This is a genomic window from Rhizobium pantanalense, from assembly GCF_030182525.1.
GTDB lineage: Bacteria > Pseudomonadota > Alphaproteobacteria > Rhizobiales > Rhizobiaceae > Rhizobium.
This window is the reverse complement of sequence record NZ_JAQJCH010000006.1, coordinates 129,258-146,090: the sequence shown is the minus strand read 5'-3', so window position 1 is coordinate 146,090 and position 16,833 is coordinate 129,258. Positions and strand designations below refer to the sequence as shown.

At 60.5% G+C, this 16,833-nt stretch carries 16 protein-coding genes; 11 read left to right on the top strand and 5 right to left on the bottom strand.

All coding sequences use genetic code 11. The features are described 5' to 3' along the window. Nucleotides 1–52 precede the first annotated feature (52 nt). Nucleotides 53–1,477, top strand: coding sequence for an MFS transporter (locus tag PH558_RS16610; protein ID WP_285205585.1), 1,425 nt, complete (start codon nt 53–55; stop codon nt 1,475–1,477). Here PH558_RS16610 and PH558_RS16605 read toward each other — a convergent pair. The 4 genes from PH558_RS16605 to PH558_RS16590 all read right to left on the bottom strand — a co-directional run bounded on the left by PH558_RS16605 (nt 1,458) and on the right by PH558_RS16590 (nt 5,580). Then, nucleotides 1,458–2,456 carry an NAD(P)H-quinone oxidoreductase gene (locus PH558_RS16605; RefSeq protein ID WP_095434219.1) on the bottom strand — a complete coding sequence of 333 codons (999 nt, stop codon included), beginning with the start codon at nt 2,454–2,456 and terminating at the stop codon, nt 1,458–1,460. The genes PH558_RS16610 and PH558_RS16605 overlap by 20 nt on opposite strands. A 79-nt stretch (nt 2,457–2,535) precedes the next feature. Further along, on the bottom strand, nt 2,536–4,341 hold the full coding sequence (locus tag PH558_RS16600) for a GGDEF domain-containing protein (RefSeq protein ID WP_285205583.1): 1,806 nt from the start codon (nt 4,339–4,341) through the stop codon (nt 2,536–2,538). A 205-nt stretch (nt 4,342–4,546) separates the two neighbouring features. Then, nucleotides 4,547–4,804 (bottom strand): ribbon-helix-helix domain-containing protein, encoded by a 258-nt coding sequence (locus tag PH558_RS16595; protein WP_095434217.1) that lies wholly within the window; start codon nt 4,802–4,804, stop codon nt 4,547–4,549. A 227-nt stretch (nt 4,805–5,031) separates the two neighbouring features. Further along, nucleotides 5,032–5,580 carry an HdeD family acid-resistance protein gene (locus tag PH558_RS16590; RefSeq protein ID WP_095434216.1) on the bottom strand — a complete coding sequence of 183 codons (549 nt, stop codon included), beginning with the start codon at nt 5,578–5,580 and terminating at the stop codon, nt 5,032–5,034. A gap of 154 nt (nt 5,581–5,734) precedes the next feature. On the opposite strand from PH558_RS16590, the gene betI reads away from it, so the two are divergent. The 7 genes from betI to PH558_RS16555 all read left to right on the top strand — a co-directional run bounded on the left by betI (nt 5,735) and on the right by PH558_RS16555 (nt 12,412). Beyond that, nucleotides 5,735–6,322: a transcriptional regulator BetI gene (betI, locus tag PH558_RS16585; RefSeq protein ID WP_069613827.1), complete on the top strand. Its 588-nt coding sequence runs from the start codon at nt 5,735–5,737 to the stop codon at nt 6,320–6,322. A 4-nt stretch (nt 6,323–6,326) separates the two neighbouring features. Further along, nucleotides 6,327–6,968 carry a glutathione S-transferase family protein gene (locus PH558_RS16580; protein WP_095434215.1) on the top strand — a complete coding sequence of 214 codons (642 nt, stop codon included), beginning with the start codon at nt 6,327–6,329 and terminating at the stop codon, nt 6,966–6,968. Then, entirely contained in the window at nt 6,968–8,431 is a 1,464-nt protein-coding gene (gene betB, locus PH558_RS16575; RefSeq protein WP_285205582.1) for a betaine-aldehyde dehydrogenase, read from the top strand. Before PH558_RS16580 ends, betB begins: the two co-directional genes overlap by 1 nt. A 163-nt stretch (nt 8,432–8,594) precedes the next feature. Further along, a complete protein-coding gene (gene betA, locus PH558_RS16570) occupies nt 8,595–10,247 on the top strand; it encodes a choline dehydrogenase (protein ID WP_285205581.1) in 1,653 nt (550 codons plus the stop codon). A 78-nt stretch (nt 10,248–10,325) separates the two neighbouring features. Further along, nucleotides 10,326–10,598 carry a type II toxin-antitoxin system Phd/YefM family antitoxin gene (locus PH558_RS16565; protein ID WP_285206020.1) on the top strand — a complete coding sequence of 91 codons (273 nt, stop codon included), beginning with the start codon at nt 10,326–10,328 and terminating at the stop codon, nt 10,596–10,598. After that, on the top strand, nt 10,585–11,025 hold the full coding sequence (locus PH558_RS16560; protein WP_285205578.1) for a plasmid maintenance toxin (PemK-like): 441 nt from the start codon (nt 10,585–10,587) through the stop codon (nt 11,023–11,025). The genes PH558_RS16565 and PH558_RS16560 overlap by 14 nt, the downstream gene beginning before the upstream one ends. 25 nt (nt 11,026–11,050) lie before the next feature. Continuing rightward, the gene (locus PH558_RS16555) at nt 11,051–12,412 is read left to right on the top strand and encodes a chloride channel protein (protein ID WP_285205577.1); all 1,362 of its coding nucleotides are present in this window, start codon (nt 11,051–11,053) and stop codon (nt 12,410–12,412) included. Between the two features lie 57 nt (nt 12,413–12,469). On the opposite strand, the gene PH558_RS16550 is transcribed toward PH558_RS16555, so the two are convergent. Next, on the bottom strand, nt 12,470–12,916 hold the full coding sequence (locus tag PH558_RS16550; RefSeq protein ID WP_285205576.1) for an RrF2 family transcriptional regulator: 447 nt from the start codon (nt 12,914–12,916) through the stop codon (nt 12,470–12,472). A gap of 490 nt (nt 12,917–13,406) precedes the next feature. On the opposite strand from PH558_RS16550, the gene PH558_RS16545 reads away from it, so the two are divergent. The 3 genes from PH558_RS16545 (at nt 13,407) to cysN (ending at nt 16,719) form a co-directional block, all read left to right on the top strand. Beyond that, a complete protein-coding gene (locus PH558_RS16545) occupies nt 13,407–14,147 on the top strand; it encodes a phosphoadenylyl-sulfate reductase (RefSeq protein WP_285205574.1) in 741 nt (246 codons plus the stop codon). Nucleotides 14,148–14,273: 126 nt separating this feature from the next. Beyond that, nucleotides 14,274–15,227 (top strand): sulfate adenylyltransferase subunit CysD, encoded by a 954-nt coding sequence (gene cysD, locus PH558_RS16540; protein ID WP_095434208.1) that lies wholly within the window; start codon nt 14,274–14,276, stop codon nt 15,225–15,227. Between the two features lies 1 nt (nt 15,228). After that, on the top strand, nt 15,229–16,719 hold the full coding sequence (gene cysN, locus PH558_RS16535) for a sulfate adenylyltransferase subunit CysN (protein WP_095434207.1): 1,491 nt from the start codon (nt 15,229–15,231) through the stop codon (nt 16,717–16,719). Nucleotides 16,720–16,833: the final 114 nt, after the last annotated feature.

Sequence of the window (16,833 nt, the reverse complement as noted above, 5' to 3'; positions counted from 1 at the left end):
ATTATAACTTGGAAAATAATCAACCGCTAGGGAAAATACCGAGGATCGTCCGATGTCCAGCATCGAAACCACCGCTCCCCTCAAATCAGCCTCCATCTTCACGCTGTTCTCGCCGAGACTTCTGCCTGCGACACTGATGCTGGGCGGAGGCGTCACGCTTTATGCCGTTGAATCCTACATCACCGCCACGATTGCCCCCTCGATCGTCCGCGACATTGGCGGCCTCGAATTGTTCTCGTGGATGACGACGCTTTTCGTCGCCGCCGGGGTACTTGGCTCGATCACGGTTGCGACCCGGCCGAAGGGAATAGGCTTGCGTGCCGTCTATGTTGCAGCGGCACTCACCTTCGGCGTCGGCAGCCTCGCTTGCGCTATCGCGCCGACCATGCCCGTGCTGCTGATCGGGCGCGCCGTTCAGGGCTACGGCTCCGGCATGCTGTCCGGCCTCGCCTATGCCTTCATTCGCTTCATCTATCCGGAACCCCTGTGGCGCAGGGCCTCTACGCTCTACGCTGCCATCTGGGGTGTAGCGACCGTACTAGGGCCGACGCTCGGCGGCCTCTTTGCCGCAGGGAGCGCCTGGCGGGAGGCCTTTCTCATCCTCGTGCCGGTGGCTGTCCTCATGGCGCTCTCGGGGCGCTGGCTGCTGCCCGATGTCGCGGACGACCGGATCGACACCAGAACGCCGCTGATCCAGATCATACTTCTGCTTACCGCAGTTCTATTCGTCAGCATTGCCGGCACGATCGAACATGGATCCTACAAGATGGCGCTGATCGCAGCTTCGATCGTGCTCGTCGCGACGATGGTGCTGATCGAGCACAAGAGCGAAGTACGCCTCCTGCCTTATGGCGCCGTCATGCTCAGCAACCCCATTGCGCGGCTCTACCTGACGATATTCACGATGATGCTGGTGCTGACCAGCGACATCTATATCCCCTACTTCCTGCAGACGCTCCATGGCGTGACGCCGCTGGTCTCGGGCTATCTCGTGGCGCTGGTAGCGCTCGGCTGGACCATCGCGGCCTTCTTCAGCAATTCTTTCTCGGGCAGGTCAGCGGCCGTCGCCATCATTGCCGGCTGCATTCTGGAAACGGCCGCGACCGCATCACTGATCCCCTTCCTGGCAACGAGCACGCCTTTTGACACCGTCGCCAGGTTTGCGCCCGCCGTCATCACGATGTTCCTGATGGGATTCGGCGTCGGTCTCGGCTGGGCGCATCTTGTGACCAGGATCATCGGCATCGCCCGCAGAGCCGAACAGGACAAGGCTTCGGCAGCAATCTCGATGACGCAATCGCTTGGTGGCGCGTTTGGCGCCGCACTCACGGGCGTCATCGTCAATGGCGCAGGCCTGACCCATCCGGGTGGCATTGCCGGCGGCCTCTCCGCAGCAACGTGGCTCTACGCGCTGATGGCCATACCTGGCCTCATCGCCATCGCCCTGTCGCTGACGATCAAGCCAGCTTCAGCATGATCTTGCCGATGTGATCGCTGGTTTCCATCAATCGATGCGCCTCGACCACGTCGTCGAAAGAGAAGGTCCGATAGATGACGGGGGCAACCGTGCCCTCGTCCAGCAGCGGCCAGACTTGGGACAGCAGGTCGTCGCGGATGGCCCGCTTTTCCTCGGCCGTGCGCGGACGCATGGTCGAACCGGTCACAGTCAGCCGCTTGACCATGATCGGCGCAAGGTTGGCCTTCTCCGCCACCGCGCCGCCAAGGAAGGCGATGATGGAAAGGCAGCCGTCCCGAGCGAGCGAAGCGAGGTTCTTCTCCAAATAGGCGGCGCCGATCATGTCGAGGATGATATCGACGCCATGTTCCGTCTCGGTCTTGATGACCTCGGCGAAATCTTCCTCTTTATAATTGATCGCCCGCTTGGCGCCGAGCTTCTCGCAGGCCTCGCATTTTTCCTTCGACCCGGCGGTCGCATAAACCGTCGCACCAAAAGCGTGGGCGAGCTGGATCGCCGTCGTGCCGATGCCGCTGGAGCCGCCGTGGATCAGCACGCTTTCGCCTTCGGTCAGCCCCGCCATCTGGAAGAGATTGGCCCATACCGTAAAGAAGGTCTCCGGGACGGCCGCAGCACGCACGGCGTCATAACCGTTCGGGAAGCGCAGCGCCTGGCCGGCTGGCAGCACGCAATATTCGGCATAGCCGCCGCCATTGGCGAGGCCGCAGACCTTGTTGCCGATCGCAAATTCGGTCACGCCGGGCGCAACGTCGACCACTTCGCCTGATATCTCAAGGCCCAGGATCGGGCTTGCCTCCTTCGGTGGGGGATAGACGCCCTGGCGCTGCGCCACATCCGGCCGGTTGACGCCGGCGGCTTCGACTCGGACCAGGATCTCGCCCGGCTTCAGGACAGGCAAAGGCTTTCGGGCGATGGTCATGACCTCGGGTCCGCCAAAGGACGGCAAATCCACGAAACGCATTTCAGACGGCAAGGGCATGGCGCTATCTCCTCTCCCAGCAAAGCAGTGGAGATAGTTTAGCGCAAAGCGCTTGAAAAGGACCGAGTGCCGGAGGGCGTCAATTCGTCTCGGCCAAGCCGAGGAATGCCGCGCCCATGGCGCTTTCCTTTGCCTTCGCCTTGATACCCGCGATGGAGGTGCTGACCCGGCTAATGTTGTCGATCACGAGCCCCTTCGGCAGCTGCAGGATGCCGATCGAGCAGCGCATCAGCGGGAACTCGGTCTCGACACCACTGCGGTCGTGGCCGCGAATGCGGCCGGCGGCACGATCCTCCGCCGAATAGAGCTCGCGGACGTCGGCGTGGAAATCGGCAAGCAGCCGGTCCAGAACCTCGCGCAGCTCCTGCATGCTCCAGCCGGTGACACCGATGAAGAAATCGTCGCCGCCGACATGGCCGAGGAAATGGCGCTCCGCAAAGAAATAGCGGCGCATCAATGCGGCAAACAACGAGATGGCATGGTCGCCGAGATGGAAGCCGTAGGCATCGTTGAACGGCTTGAAATTATCGAAGTCGCAATAGCAGAAATGCCTGACGTCATCGCCATCCCGGCCGGTGCTCTGCATGAAATCGTGGACCGCCCTGTTGCCGGGAAGACCAGTCAGCGGGTTCTGGTCCTGCGCGATCTTGAGTTGCTTCTCATTGATGACCTTGATGAGCGAGGCAGCCGAGACGATCCCGGCATAATGCGTGCCTTCGGTGACGATCAGGCAATCGCTGCTTTCCATGTTGGCAAAGATCGTCATCAGCGTGTCGGCATCGGAATCAAGCCCGACGATCGGCGCCATCTCGACGAAATGCGAGATCGAGCGCTCGTAGACCTTGTTCTTCAACAGATCGCGGCCGAAAGGTTGATAGATATATTCCTTCAGCTGATACTCGTGAATAATGCCGCGCGGCTCATCATTGGCATTGACGACCGGGAAATAAGCCCGGCGCGGATTGCGGCGGAAGAGTTCGAAAACGCTGTCGATACTGTCGGTTTCACGGATGGTCGGTAGCACCTCAATCTGCTTGCGGATGAGGATTTCATCGAGCGACTGGCTGTTGCGGGCGGCCTTACCGAGATCCTGCAGATGCGGAAAGCTCTGCTTCAGTTCGTTGACCAAGACCGTCGGACGGGCGATGAACCAGCCCTGGACGAGATCGACGCCGAATTCGCGGCAGGTCAGGAACTCCGCCTCCGTCTCGATGCCCTCGGCGATAACGCGCGTGCCGAGGACATGGGCGATGTTGACGAGATTTCTCAGAATATGGCGCTTGCGGGCGCTGCGGTCGATATCGACGATGAAATGCCGATCGATCTTGAGATAATCGACCGGATAATCGGACAGAAGCTTCATTTCGCCGTGGCCGACGCCGAAGTCGTCGATCGCGAGCTTGAAGCCGGCATTGCGCATCTTGGCAACCAGCGCCGAAAACTCCGGCACGATGGTATTGTCGAAACGCTCGGAGAATTCGAAGCAGACGGAGGACGGTGCGATGCCGGCCTTTCTCATATGCTGCAGCAAGCCGTCGACCAGGATGGTGCCTTGCGCAATCAGCCGGACATCCAGATTGAGGAAAAGCGTCGTGGTGGCGATATTGGGCATGGTCGCAAATTTTGCCAGCGCGCGGCTCGAGACCATCTGCTCCAGCCCGAGAAGCTGGCCGGTGCGCTCGGCTTCATCCAGCATGTCGATCGGGCTAGCGAAGCCGATGCGCTCCTGGCCGCGCATCAGGGATTCATAGCCGAAAACGGTGCCCGTACCGGCCTCTACGATCGGCTGGAATGCGTTTTCGATGACGAGTTTGGCGAGAGTGACGATCTGGTCGCTGGCATATCGGCGCAATACGCCCGGCTCGACTGCGGCAGGCAGGGACATGCCCATCTCCACTTGCGAATTCTAATCTAATTTATTTAAGTAAAACTTTGGATTTACCGCGTTTTCGACCCAAGATTGCGCCATAAAGCGTCAACGAAACCTTTCCCCTATGTGAAAGTTTCATGAATGGTAAAGCAATATTAACCATTCGCCGGGACGCATACCCGGCACACGGCAGCCGAGGGGTTGCCGTGACGAGTGGCGTTCAGTGATGATTGCTCGAGTGCCGCTCTGCCTCGTAATCGGCAAACATATCGGCGACGCAGCGGCCGCTCTTTGCCGTCTCGCCGCCATCGTTGGCGGCACGCGGCACCTCGCAAATGTCACCGCGCTTGCGCGCCGCATCCCACATGCGAAGAGCTTCCCGCACGACTTCGCTGCTCGAGGCATAGGTGCCGGTGTCGACCGCTGCCCGGATGCCGGCAGCCTGAAGCGGAGAGATGGAAACCGTTACCATTGGCATGATATTCCTCCCTTGACGTTATCTAGCGAAAATTTGTCTGGAACCATGTTCCGCGGCTTCGACCAGTTTCTTCGAGCACGTCCCTCGACATGCGGACTTCCAGATGAAGATACTGCCGTTACATCAACGCAACGCCGTTCTGCCTGATACGGCAGAGGCACGAAGAGTAACGCCGCTCACGCTTCTTGTCAAAAAGTAGCAGTGCGTTACCCCTTTTGGGAGGTGCACTACTGCCTGAGCACGAGGCCGAAGACCACCAGCGTCCAGCCCTGGAAGATTAGATCGAAGGCCAGGAAAAGGCCGAGGATCCAAAGGCTGTTGACCGGCCAGCCGAGAGCGATAGCGATGCCTGCAACGGCAGTCGCAAGACCGCTGATGACGATCCAAACCCAGCCGCGCTCGGGCTTCAGCTTGCGGCCGACCCAGACGCGGAACGTGCCGGCGATGAGGAGCGCGATGGCAAGGAACAGCGTCAATGCCTCGGAAGCCAACAGCGGATTGGCGAAGGCAAGGATACCGGCAACCGTATAGAGCAGGCCGCTCAACACCCAGAACAGGATATGCTCCCAGCTCCTCACCTGAAAGGCATGGGCCAGATGCACGATGCCGCCGATCAGCATCAGCATGCCGACATAATAGACCGAAGCCACCGTGGCGATGAATAGATTGCCAAGGGCGATGCCGCCACAGATCAGCAGCAATATGCCAAGTCCGATAAACCAACCCCATTTGTCGCGCATCGCGGACGGGGGAACTTCATCAAGAATATCAACCATGACTGCACCTCCTCCTATGAGGAAGTATGGCACAGAAATGCCGTGCGGAAAGAGGTTGCGGATTTTTCGTCAGGTAATACCGGCCACGTGATTTTTTTATTGATTGATCAGTCAATCAAAAATACACTCGTCTTCAGTCTTGGGGATTGACGCTATGCCGAAGGTCGGAATGGAGCCGGTGCGCCGCAAGGCGCTGGTGGATGCTGCGATGCGCGTGATCGGCGATCACGGTTCGCTGACCGTCACCATGTCCGAAATTGCCAAGCAGGCGGGCGTTTCCCCCGCTCTTGCGCATCATTACTTCGGCAGCAAGGAACAGCTGCTGATCGAAACCGTCCGCGTGCATCTACAGCGGCTGCGCGACAGCGTCGTGACGGCGCTCCGCGAGGCGAAAACGCCGCGCGAAAAGCTCTCCGCCGTCATCCGCGTCAGCTTCCAGGCCGATCAGTTCGCGCCGGAAACGATCGCTGCCTGGCTCGCCTTCTACGCCGAAGCGCAACGCTCGGAAGAGACGCGGCGCTTTCTCGTCATCTACGCACGCCGTCTGCATTCCAACCTGGTCGCCAATCTCAAGGCCTTGTGCCCGGCCGGCGATGCCGGGCGGATCGCCGAGGGCGCGGCTGCCATGATCGACGGGCTCTATATCCGCCAGGGCCTTCGCTCCGCGCCGATCAGCACCGAGGCGTCGATCGCGCTGACCGAAGATTATCTGACGACCCATCTCAACGCGTTGAAGGGCTGAAGCGATGCTGACCGTCTGGGGCCGCAAATCGTCATCCAATGTGCAGGCGCTGATGTGGTGCATCGGCGAGCTGGGTCTTACCTATGAGCGCATCGATGCGGGCTTTACCTATGGCGTCAACGACACGCCTGAATTCCTGGCGATGAACCCGAACGGCACGGTTCCGGTGCTGCGGGATGGCGATGACGAGCCGCTCTGGGAAACGGGCGCCATCCTGCGCTATCTCGCCGCCCAATATGGCGAAGATGCCTTCTGGCCGAAGGATGCCCGCCATCGCGCCCAGGCCGACAAATGGGCCGAATGGGCCAAGATCAATATCGCCTTGAACTTCACCGGACCGGTATTCTGGCGCGCGGTGCGGACCGCCCCTGCCCTGCGCGATGAGAAGGCGATCGCTGCGGCTGTAACTGCCCTCGGTGCGAAGCTTGACATCGCCGAGTCGCAGTTCGGACGGCATCGCTTCCTTGCCGGCGATACTCTGACGCTGGCCGACATACAATTCGGGCACGTTCTCTATCGCTATTTCGACATCGACATCCAGCGCCCTGCCCATCCGCGGCTGCAGCGCTACTACGAAAACCTCACCGAGCGGCCTGCTTTTCAAGAGCATGTCATGGTGTCCTACGAAGAATTGAGGGTTCTATAATGCGCGCACAACCGAAAGCCTCGCATTTCATCGACGGAGAATATGTCGAGGACACCGACGGCACTCTTATCGAAAGCATCTATCCGGCGACCGGCGAGGTGATCGCCCGCCTGCACGCGGCAACGCCCGCCATCGTCGAAAAGGCGATCGCGAGCGCCAAGCGAGCACAGCCGGAATGGGCGGCCATGAGCCCAACGGCGCGCGGCCGCATCCTGAAGCGAGCGGCCGAGATCATGCGCGAACGTAACCGCGAGCTTTCGGAGCTGGAAACGCTGGATACGGGCAAGCCGATCCAGGAAACCATTGTCGCCGACCCAACCTCCGGGGCCGACAGCTTCGAATTCTTCGGCGGCATCGCGGCAGCCGGCCTCAACGGCTCCTATATCCCGCTCGGCGGCGATTTCGCCTATACCAAGCGCGTGCCGCTCGGCGTCTGCGTCGGCATCGGCGCGTGGAACTACCCGCAGCAGATCGCTTGCTGGAAGGGTGCGCCGGCGCTGGTTGCCGGCAACGCCATGGTGTTCAAGCCTTCGGAAAATACGCCGCTCGGTGCGCTGAAGATTGCCGAAATCCTTATTGAGGCAGGCCTGCCCAAGGGGCTTTACAATGTCATCCAGGGCGACCGCGAAACCGGGCCGCTGCTGATCAACCATCCGGATGTGGCGAAGGTATCCTTGACCGGCTCGGTACCGACGGGCCGCAAAGTGGCGGCTTCTGCCGCCGGCAACCTCAAGCATGTGACCATGGAGCTCGGCGGCAAGTCGCCGCTGATCGTCTTCGACGACGCCGATATCGACAGCGCCATTGGTGGTGCGATGCTCGGCAATTTCTATTCGACCGGCCAGGTCTGCTCGAACGGCACGCGCGTCTTCGTCAATAGCAAGATCAAGTCCGAATTCCTGAAGCGCCTGAAAGTCCGCACAGACGCCATGCTCATCGGCGACCCGATGGATGAGGCAACACAGATCGGCCCGATGGTCTCCTGGGCACAGCGCGAAAAGGTGCTTTCCTATATCGAAAAGGGGAAGGCCGAAGGCGCAACGCTGCTGACCGGCGGCGGCATCCCCAACAATGTCTCCGGCGAAGGCTATTACATTCAGCCGACCGTGTTTGCCGATGTCACCGACGACATGACGATCGCCCGCGAAGAGATTTTCGGGCCGGTCATGTGCGTGCTCGATTTCGATGACGAGGCTGAGGTGATAGCCCGCGCCAATGCCACCGAATTCGGCCTTTCCGGCGGCGTCTTCACCGCGGATATCACCCGCGCCCACCGCGTCGTCGACCAGCTCGAAGCCGGCACGCTCTGGATCAACACCTACAATCTCTGCCCGGTCGAAATCCCCTTCGGCGGCTCCAAGCAATCCGGCTTCGGCCGCGAGAATTCGCTGGCGGCGCTGGAGCATTATTCGGAACTGAAGACCGTCTATGTCGGCATGGGGCCGGTACAGGCGCCTTATTGATGCAACCTCCGGGCTCAACCCTCGCCCTTCGAGGCCACCTGTGGTGGCACCTCAGGGTGAGGTCGAGAGCTGTTAACCGCAAGCACGGACGATGATCCGCCTCATCCTGAGGTGCTCGCCAAAGGCGAGCCTCGAAGGATCGAGACGGCCACAGGAGATGGATATGGAACAGGCAGATTTCGTCATCGTCGGCTCGGGTTCGGCTGGCTCCGCCATGGCTTACCGCCTGTCGGAAGACGGCAAGCATTCGGTCATCGTTCTGGAATTCGGCGGCAGCGATTTCGGGCCCTTCATCCAGATGCCGGCAGCACTTGCCTGGCCGATGAGCATGGATCGTTACAATTGGGGTTATCTTTCCGAACCCGAACCGCAGCTCAACAACCGTCGCATCACCGCCCCGCGCGGCAAGGTGATCGGCGGGTCCTCCTCGATCAACGGCATGGTCTATGTGCGCGGCCATGCGGAAGACTTCAATCGCTGGGAGCAACTGGGTGCGCAAGGCTGGGCCTATGCCGACGTACTGCCCTACTTCAAGCGGATGGAACATTCCCATGGCGGCGAAGAGGGATGGCGCGGCACGGACGGCCCGTTGCATGTGCGCCGGGGCGATGCGCGCAACCCGCTGTTCCACGCCTTCATCGAAGCCGGCAAGCAGGCGGGCTTTGAAACAACGGAAGATTATAACGGCAGCAAGCAGGAAGGCTTCGGCCTGATGGAGCAGACGACGTGGATGGGCCGGCGCTGGTCTGCGGCGACAGCCTATCTCAAGCCTGCGCTGAAGCGGCCGAACGTAAACCTCATCCGCTGCTTTGCCCGCAAGATCGTCATCGAAAACGGCCGCGCGACAGGTGTCGAAGTCGAGCGGGACGGCAAGATCGAGATCATCAGGGCAAACCGCGAGGTGATCGTCTCCGCCTCCTCGTTCAATTCTCCGAAGCTGCTGATGCTATCCGGCATCGGGCCTGGCCAGCATCTGCGCGACATGGGGATCGAGGTGAAGGCCGACCGGCCGGGCGTCGGTGCCAACCTACAGGACCATATGGAATTCTATTTCCAGCAGACCAGTCTGAAGCCGGTGTCCCTCTATTCCTGGCTGCCCTGGTACATGCAGGGGATTGCCGGCGCGCAATGGCTGTTCTTCAAGAAGGGCCTCGGCACTTCCAACCAGTTCGAGGCCTGCGCCTTCCTGCGCTCCGCGCCCGGCGTCAAACAGCCTGATATCCAGTATCACTTCCTGCCCGTCGCCATCAGCTATGACGGCAAGGCAGCGGCCAAGAGCCACGGCTTCCAGGTGCATGTCGGCTACAATCTTTCGAAATCGCGCGGCAATGTCACGCTGCGTTCCTCCGATCCGAAAGCAGATCCCGTTATCCGCTTCAACTATATGAGCCATCCGGAAGACTGGGCGAAATTCCGCCACTGCGTGCGCCTCACCCGCGAGATCTTCGGGCAGAAGGCTTTCGACGAATATCGCGGACCGGAAATCCAGCCCGGACCGAACGTTCAGACCGACGACGAGATCGACGCCTTCCTGCGCGAACATCTGGAAAGCGCCTATCATCCCTGCGGCACCTGCAAGATGGGCTCAAAGGACGATCCGATGGCGGTGGTCGATCCCGACACGCGCGTCATCGGCGTCGACGGCCTGCGTGTCGCCGACAGCTCGATCTTCCCGCATGTGACCTACGGCAACCTGAATGGTCCTTCGATCATGACAGGCGAAAAGGCGGCCGATCACATTCTCAGCAAGCCGCGGCTGGCACGCTCGAACCAGGAGCCTTGGATCAATCCGCGGTGGGAGACCAGCGATCGGTAGGATGGGCGGGCAGCATTCGGCTCGCCCTATAGCTTGCGGGATTTACGGAAAATCCGTATATTTCTGGCAAGGAGACTGATCATGAAAACGGTAACTGCCGCCGAAGCTTCTAAGAATTTTGGTGCATTTCAAGATGCAGCCATGCGTGATCCGGTTGTCATTACCAAGAACGGCCGGCCTCGAACGGTCCTGCTTGCTTATGAGGACTATCAACGCCTGCTGCGACGGGACAGACAGGTCCAACTGACAACAGAGCTCTCAGATGCCGATATCGCCGCCGTCGAAGCAGCCGAGATGGAAAACGGTCATGAGCATCTTGATGATGAACTAAAACCACATGCTGCCCGCTGAAGTCAAGGTCGGTTTCGTCTTTCGCTATTCCTATCTCTGGCACAGGGAACGACTGGAGGGACGCGAAGAAGGAGTGAAGGATCGCCCCTGCCTCGTCTTGGCATTTGTCATCGATGATGCGGACGGAACCAAGCGGGTTCGTGTTCTTCCCATCACGCATTCGCCGCCGGATAGTGCCTCCATGGCCATCGAACTTCCAGCACCGGTCAAATCCCGACTTGGCCTGGACGACATCCCTTCATGGATCATCCTTTCGGAAAGCAACTATTTTGCCTGGCCGGGACCGGATATTCGGCCATCGGAAACGGAAAGCGGCTATCTCGGACCATTACCGCCAAGCCTTTTCAACGAGGTGAAGCATCGTTTCGTGGCATTGGCACGACAATCGCGCATAGATCGGTCGCCAGAACAGAATAATACTTACTGATCCCCGTTGCATAAAGAGCATCCTCATGCCCCCTATCTATCGCAAGTCCAAGCTGCTCCGCCGTTCCCGCGTTTTCTGGGGTTCATTCAATCTCTGGCGGCCGCGTCTGGTGTTCTGGACGGGCGCTCTGGCGATCGGCGTCATCAGTGTCGGCTTTGCCAAGCTGGCGGATCTGGCCCAACGGGCTTTTACCGGCGTGACGCAATCAGGCCAGTGGACGTGGTTGCTGCCGCTCCTGCTGACGCCACTCGGCTTTGTGCTATCTGCCTATCTTGCAGCGACGCTGTTCCCCAATTCGCAAGGAAGCGGCATCCCGCAGGCGATTGCTGCGAGGCATCTACATCACGAAGAGGATCGCACGAAGCTGTTGTCGCTGCGGCTCGCCTTCGGCAAGATCGTGCTGACCATATTGGGCCTTTTGAGCGGCGCTTCGATCGGCCGCGAGGGGCCGACGGTGCAGGTCGGCGCCTCCTTCATGCTGGCCGTTGCACGCTTCGGCGGCATGGCGCAGGCCAAGGGGCTGATCCTTGCCGGCTCCGCGGCCGGCATCGCTGCCGCCTTCAACACGCCGCTTGCTGGTATCGTCTTTGCCATTGAGGAGATGAGCCGCACGTATGAATCCCGCGCCAACGGTCTGGTTCTGACTGCCGTTATTCTTTCCGGCCTTGCCGCACTCGGCCTTTCCGGCAGCTACAATTACTTCGGCACGACCGACGCCGCGCCGGCGATGCTTCGGGACTGGATTGTCATGCTGATCTGCGGTGTCGGCGGTGGCGCGCTCGGCGCTACCTTTAGCGGGTTGGCGCTCTATGCCGGCATCCGCATCCGCCGCTGGGCACAACCGCAGCCGCTGAAACGCATGCTGATCCTTGCCGGCCTCTGTGGTTTTATCGTTGCCGCCGTCGGCGTGCTTTCCGGCGGCCAAACCTTCGGCACCGGTTACGAGCAAGCCCGCGGCGCGGTGGAAGGACATGCCCTGCCCCCGCTCTTCTTCGTCGAGAAGCTGCTGGCAAGCTTCCTGTCGATGATATCAGGCATTCCCGGCGGCATCTTCGCCCCCTCACTTGCTGTCGGCGCCGGCTTCGGCAGCACGGTCGGCACACTGGTCGGCGGCGGCGCGGCGCTTGCGGCAATCCTCGGCATGGCAGGCTATTTTGCCGGCGTGGTTCAGGCGCCGATGACCGCCTTCGTCATCATCCTGGAAATGACGGGCGATCATCAGGCCGTCATCCCGATCATGGCTGTATCGATGATCGGCTATGTCACGTCACGGCTACTGTCGCGCGAGCCCTTGTATCATGGGCTGTCCCGCGTCTTCATTGCGGCAGCAATCCGCGCCCGGCGTGCCATGGAAAAGGAGGGTGGCGAGGAACACGCCGCCCACTGATTATCGAAGCGCGGCGAGTCCGCAGAGAAAACCGTGAATTCCCTTGCGCCTGATCAGTCAGGCCATCAGCCTGGCGACTTCCGCGTCCTCCGGCTGAGCGATGGCATCGGCGATGGTCGTCGAGAAGAGAACCTTGCGGGTCGCATCCGCCACCCGGGCAAAGACGTGTCGGATTTCGCAGGTCTGCTCACCGTCGCAATCGTCGCAGCGACGATAGGCGGTGAGCGAGAGGCAGGGTAGCGGCGCCAGCGGTCCGTCGATGACCCGCAGGATTTCGCCGAAGGTGATCTCAGCCGCCGGCTTGCGCAGGAGATAACCGCCCTGCTTGCCGCGGCGGCTGATGACGATACCCTGATGTTTCAGGTCGAGAAGGATCTGTTCGAGGAACTTCTTCGGAATCTTCTGCTGGACGGCGATGTCGGAAATCATCATCGGCTCGCCCGCCTCGGATTGGGCCAAGGCAGACAGCGCCCGCAGCGCATATTTTGCTTTCTGAGTAATCATTTCGAACCGCTTCACACACACATGCGATACGTCCGGTCGAGCGATTCGGCCGGTCCGCTATAGAACTTCTCAGCCCTCGTCCCCGGGGCAAATTTCGAAGCACTCACACCCTTGGCGCACCGCCAGGAAACGTTAGCAACCCAGACTTGTTATCATTCTTTGTCGCTATGCCCATAGTTTAGCGCAAAATCCGCCGCAGCGCATCATTTTGGGCATCACTTCCGATTTCCATTTGACAAGCTATGTGTAACTCTACTATTTCTATAGACATTAAAGCAAGCACTTAAACATGGTCAGCCATATCAGGTGCTTCCGAAGGGCCGCTTCCGGCGGCAAAACGCCTTGGTTAACAGCCGAGGCGGTCGCTTTTCCTTATCGGTGCTGCTTCATGGAGATATTTACTCTCCAGCCGCGCCTTTCGAAATCTATTTTTCTGTCCGCTGCCGTTGCGAACTGCGATACTCGCGGCAATATCAGGACAGGATTCCCCATGACTGCCATTACCCTTATTGAAGATGCTGCGACGCTCAACAGCCAGCTTGCATCGCTCGATCTTGCCGGCCGCCTGTCTCTTGTGGCCGGCCTCGGTGGCCGTGCCGTCTTCACGACGTCGCTCGGGATCGAGGATCAGGTGATCACGGCGGAGATCGGCAATCACCGCCTGCCGATCGAAGTGGCGACCCTGCAGACCGGCCGCCTCTTCCCGGAAACGCTCGCTCTGATCGACGAGACGGAAAGCCAATATGATATCAACATCGTTCGCTACGAGCCGGAACAGGCCGATATAGACGCCTATGCCGAAAAATACGGTCTGAACGGTTTCTATGAGAGCGTCGAAGCCAGGCATGCCTGTTGCGGCGTGCGCAAGCTGAAGCCGCTTGCGCGCGCACTGTCAGGCGCCAGCATCTGGATCACCGGCCTGCGCCGCGGCCAGTCCGCCAACCGCGCCGATACGCCCTTCGCCGAATTCGATCCCGAGCGCAACTTGGTCAAGATCAACCCGCTTGCCGATTGGGATATCGACACCATCCGCGCCTATGTCGCCGACAACAGCGTTCCGGTGAACCCGCTGCATGCACGCGGCTATCCCTCGATCGGCTGCGAACCCTGCACCCGTGCCATCAAGCCGGGCGAGCCCGAGCGGGCCGGCCGCTGGTGGTGGGAAAACGATGAAAAACGCGAATGCGGCCTGCATCTCCACGAAGAAGGTGCTGCCGCACCAGCACAATAATACGCCCGCCGGCTCCCGGCACCGATCCGAAGCGCGTTTCCTACGCCGCTGTTCAACCGGGAACCAACGCATCCATTCTTTCCGGCCAAGTTTCGGTCGGGACATTTGAAAGTTCTGGAGTGATAAATGCCTGATAGCCGTCCGGATACGGAAATCTCCCATCCGCAAAGCGCCAAGCCACCGCTCGATCCACATCTGAAGGCGCTGGAAAATGAGGCGATCCATATCTTCCGCGAGGTTGCGGCCGAATTCGAGCGTCCTGTCATGCTCTATTCGATCGGCAAGGATTCATCGGTGCTGTTGCATCTGGCCCGCAAGGCCTTCTATCCCGGCCGCGTCCCCTTCCCGCTCCTGCATGTGAACACTGGCTGGAAATTTGCCGAGATGATCACCTTCCGCGACGAGATCGTGAAGAAGTATGATCTCGACCTGATCGAGCACATCAATCCGCGCGGCAAGGCGGAGAATATCACGCCCTTCACCTATGGCTCGGCGCGCTACACCGATATCATGAAGACGGAAGCGCTGCGCCATGCGCTCGATGCCGGCCAGTTCGACGCCGCTTTCGGCGGTGCCCGCCGCGACGAGGAAGCCTCGCGCGCCAAGGAGCGCATCTATTCCTTCCGCACGCCGGACCATCGCTGGGATCCGCGCAACCAGCGCCCGGAACTCTGGAACATCTATAACGGTCAGATCCGCAAGGGCGAAAGCGTTCGCGTCTTCCCGCTCTCCAACTGGACCGAAGTGGATATCTGGCGCTACATCCAGGCTGAAGAAATTCCCATCGTGCCGCTCTATTTCGCAGCGAAACGCCCCATCGTCGAGCGCGACGGCATGATGATCATGGCAGCAGATCCAAGGCTCGAGCTGCTGCCGGGCGAAACCAAGCGCGAGGAAGTCATCCGCTTCCGCACCCTCGGCTGCTTTCCACTGACCGGGGCCATCCGTTCCACTGCGACGACACTGGAAGACATTATTGCAGAGCTGGAAATCGCCACGGTTTCCGAACGGCAGGGACGCGCTATCGACCGCGACCAGTCCGGCTCCATGGAAAAGAAGAAGCGTGAAGGATATTTCTGAGATGACCGCAAACGCCAACGTCGTCACCCTGCCCGCCAGTGGGCCTGCTGCCGAACCGGCAAAGGCTCTCCGCGATTCGCGCCCGCTTCGCCTGATTACCTGCGGCAGCGTCGATGACGGCAAGTCCACGCTGATCGGCCGTCTCCTCTGGGACACCAAGGCGGTCAAGGAGGACCAGGCCGCCACGCTACAGCGCGATTCCACCGGCAAACAGAACGATCTCGGCCTGCCCGACTTCGCGCTGCTGCTCGACGGTCTGCAGGCCGAGCGCGAGCAGGGCATCACCATCGACGTCGCCTATCGCTATTTCTCCACCGACAAACGCTCCTTCATCGTCGCCGACACGCCCGGCCATGAGCAGTACACCCGCAACATGGCAACCGGCGCCTCCACCGCCGATCTCGCCGTGCTATTGGTCGATGCGCGCATGGGCATCCTCGAACAGACCCGCCGCCATGCGACGATCGCGTCGCTGCTTGGCATCAAGCAGTTCGTGCTCGCCGTCAACAAGATCGACCTGACGAACTACGACCGTGCCGGCTTCGAGAAGATCTCCAACGACTTCCGCGAATTCGCCCTTTCGCTCGGCGTCAAGCAGATCACCGCGATCCCGATGTCGGCATTGAAGGGTGAAAATGTCGTCTATTCCGGCCAGGCTGCGATGCCGTGGTACACCGGCCCGACGCTGGTCGAAACGCTGGAACTGGCGACCGTTCGGTCGGCCCAGACGGTCGGCTTCCGTCTTTCGGTACAACGCGTCTCCCGTCCCGGCGAAAGCTTCCGCGGCTATCAGGGCACCGTTGCCGGCGGTTCGGTAAAGCCGGGCGACAGCGTCATGATCCTGCCGTCGGGCATGGTCGCCAACGTCTCGAAGATCGTCACCTTCGATCTCGTGCGCAATGCGGCGGTTGCCGGCGATGCCATCACCCTCGTTCTCGACCGCCAGGTCGACGTGTCGCGCGGCGACATGATCGTCGCGATTGACAGTCAGCCGCAGACCGGCCTCTCCTTCGACGCTCAGATCGTAGCACTACAGCCTGAGGGCATCGAGCCCGGCAAGCGCTACTGGCTGAAGAGTGGTAGCCGCCGCCAGCGTGTGCAGGTGCAACCGATCGCCCAGCTTGAGCTGAAGACTGGTGCCTGGGCGCCAGCGCAGGCGCTGTGGATGAATGCCATCGGCAAGGTTCGCTTAACCTTCGATGAGAGTGCCATCTTCGACCCCTATGAGCAGAACCGCTCGACCGGCTCCTTCATCCTGATCGATCCCGAAAGCAACAACACAGTCGCCGGCGGCATGATCACCGGCAAGCGCTCGGACGTTGGTGGCATCCACAAGGAAGGACAGCGTGTTCTCCTGTCGCTGCCGGCCGATCTCGCCGAGCAGATCATGGCAAGCGAACTCTTCGCCAGCCGCCGCGATGAAACGGACGTGCGCCGCGTCACCGCCGCACAGGCCGCGGAAATCTGGGCAAACGCGGCAAGCGACATCTGATCGCTCGACCTCCAGCTCACTGATCGGCGGCTCTGTCAAAAGATTTGCCGCCGTTCAGAACCTGGCTTACCCCTACGAGCGCTCGTGCTGGCAGCAAGGTTCTGCCCGTGTCTG

Excerpts from the sequence above, each read along its gene's own strand:
- PH558_RS16610 (WP_285205585.1), top strand. The coding sequence starts at position 53 with ATGTCCAGCATCGAAACCACCGCTCCCCTCAAATCAGCCTCCATCTTC.
- PH558_RS16605 (WP_095434219.1), bottom strand. The coding sequence starts at position 2,456 with ATGCCCTTGCCGTCTGAAATGCGTTTCGTGGATTTGCCGTCCTTTGGC.
- PH558_RS16600 (WP_285205583.1), bottom strand. The coding sequence starts at position 4,341 with ATGTCCCTGCCTGCCGCAGTCGAGCCGGGCGTATTGCGCCGATATGCC.
- PH558_RS16595 (WP_095434217.1), bottom strand. The coding sequence starts at position 4,804 with ATGCCAATGGTAACGGTTTCCATCTCTCCGCTTCAGGCTGCCGGCATC.
- PH558_RS16590 (WP_095434216.1), bottom strand. The coding sequence starts at position 5,580 with ATGGTTGATATTCTTGATGAAGTTCCCCCGTCCGCGATGCGCGACAAA.
- betI (WP_069613827.1), top strand. The coding sequence starts at position 5,735 with ATGCCGAAGGTCGGAATGGAGCCGGTGCGCCGCAAGGCGCTGGTGGAT.
- PH558_RS16580 (WP_095434215.1), top strand. The coding sequence starts at position 6,327 with ATGCTGACCGTCTGGGGCCGCAAATCGTCATCCAATGTGCAGGCGCTG.
- betB (WP_285205582.1), top strand. The coding sequence starts at position 6,968 with ATGCGCGCACAACCGAAAGCCTCGCATTTCATCGACGGAGAATATGTC.
- betA (WP_285205581.1), top strand. The coding sequence starts at position 8,595 with ATGGAACAGGCAGATTTCGTCATCGTCGGCTCGGGTTCGGCTGGCTCC.
- PH558_RS16560 (WP_285205578.1), top strand. The coding sequence starts at position 10,585 with ATGCTGCCCGCTGAAGTCAAGGTCGGTTTCGTCTTTCGCTATTCCTAT.
- PH558_RS16555 (WP_285205577.1), top strand. The coding sequence starts at position 11,051 with ATGCCCCCTATCTATCGCAAGTCCAAGCTGCTCCGCCGTTCCCGCGTT.
- PH558_RS16550 (WP_285205576.1), bottom strand. The coding sequence starts at position 12,916 with ATGATTACTCAGAAAGCAAAATATGCGCTGCGGGCGCTGTCTGCCTTG.
- PH558_RS16545 (WP_285205574.1), top strand. The coding sequence starts at position 13,407 with ATGACTGCCATTACCCTTATTGAAGATGCTGCGACGCTCAACAGCCAG.
- cysD (WP_095434208.1), top strand. The coding sequence starts at position 14,274 with ATGCCTGATAGCCGTCCGGATACGGAAATCTCCCATCCGCAAAGCGCC.
- cysN (WP_095434207.1), top strand. The coding sequence starts at position 15,229 with ATGACCGCAAACGCCAACGTCGTCACCCTGCCCGCCAGTGGGCCTGCT.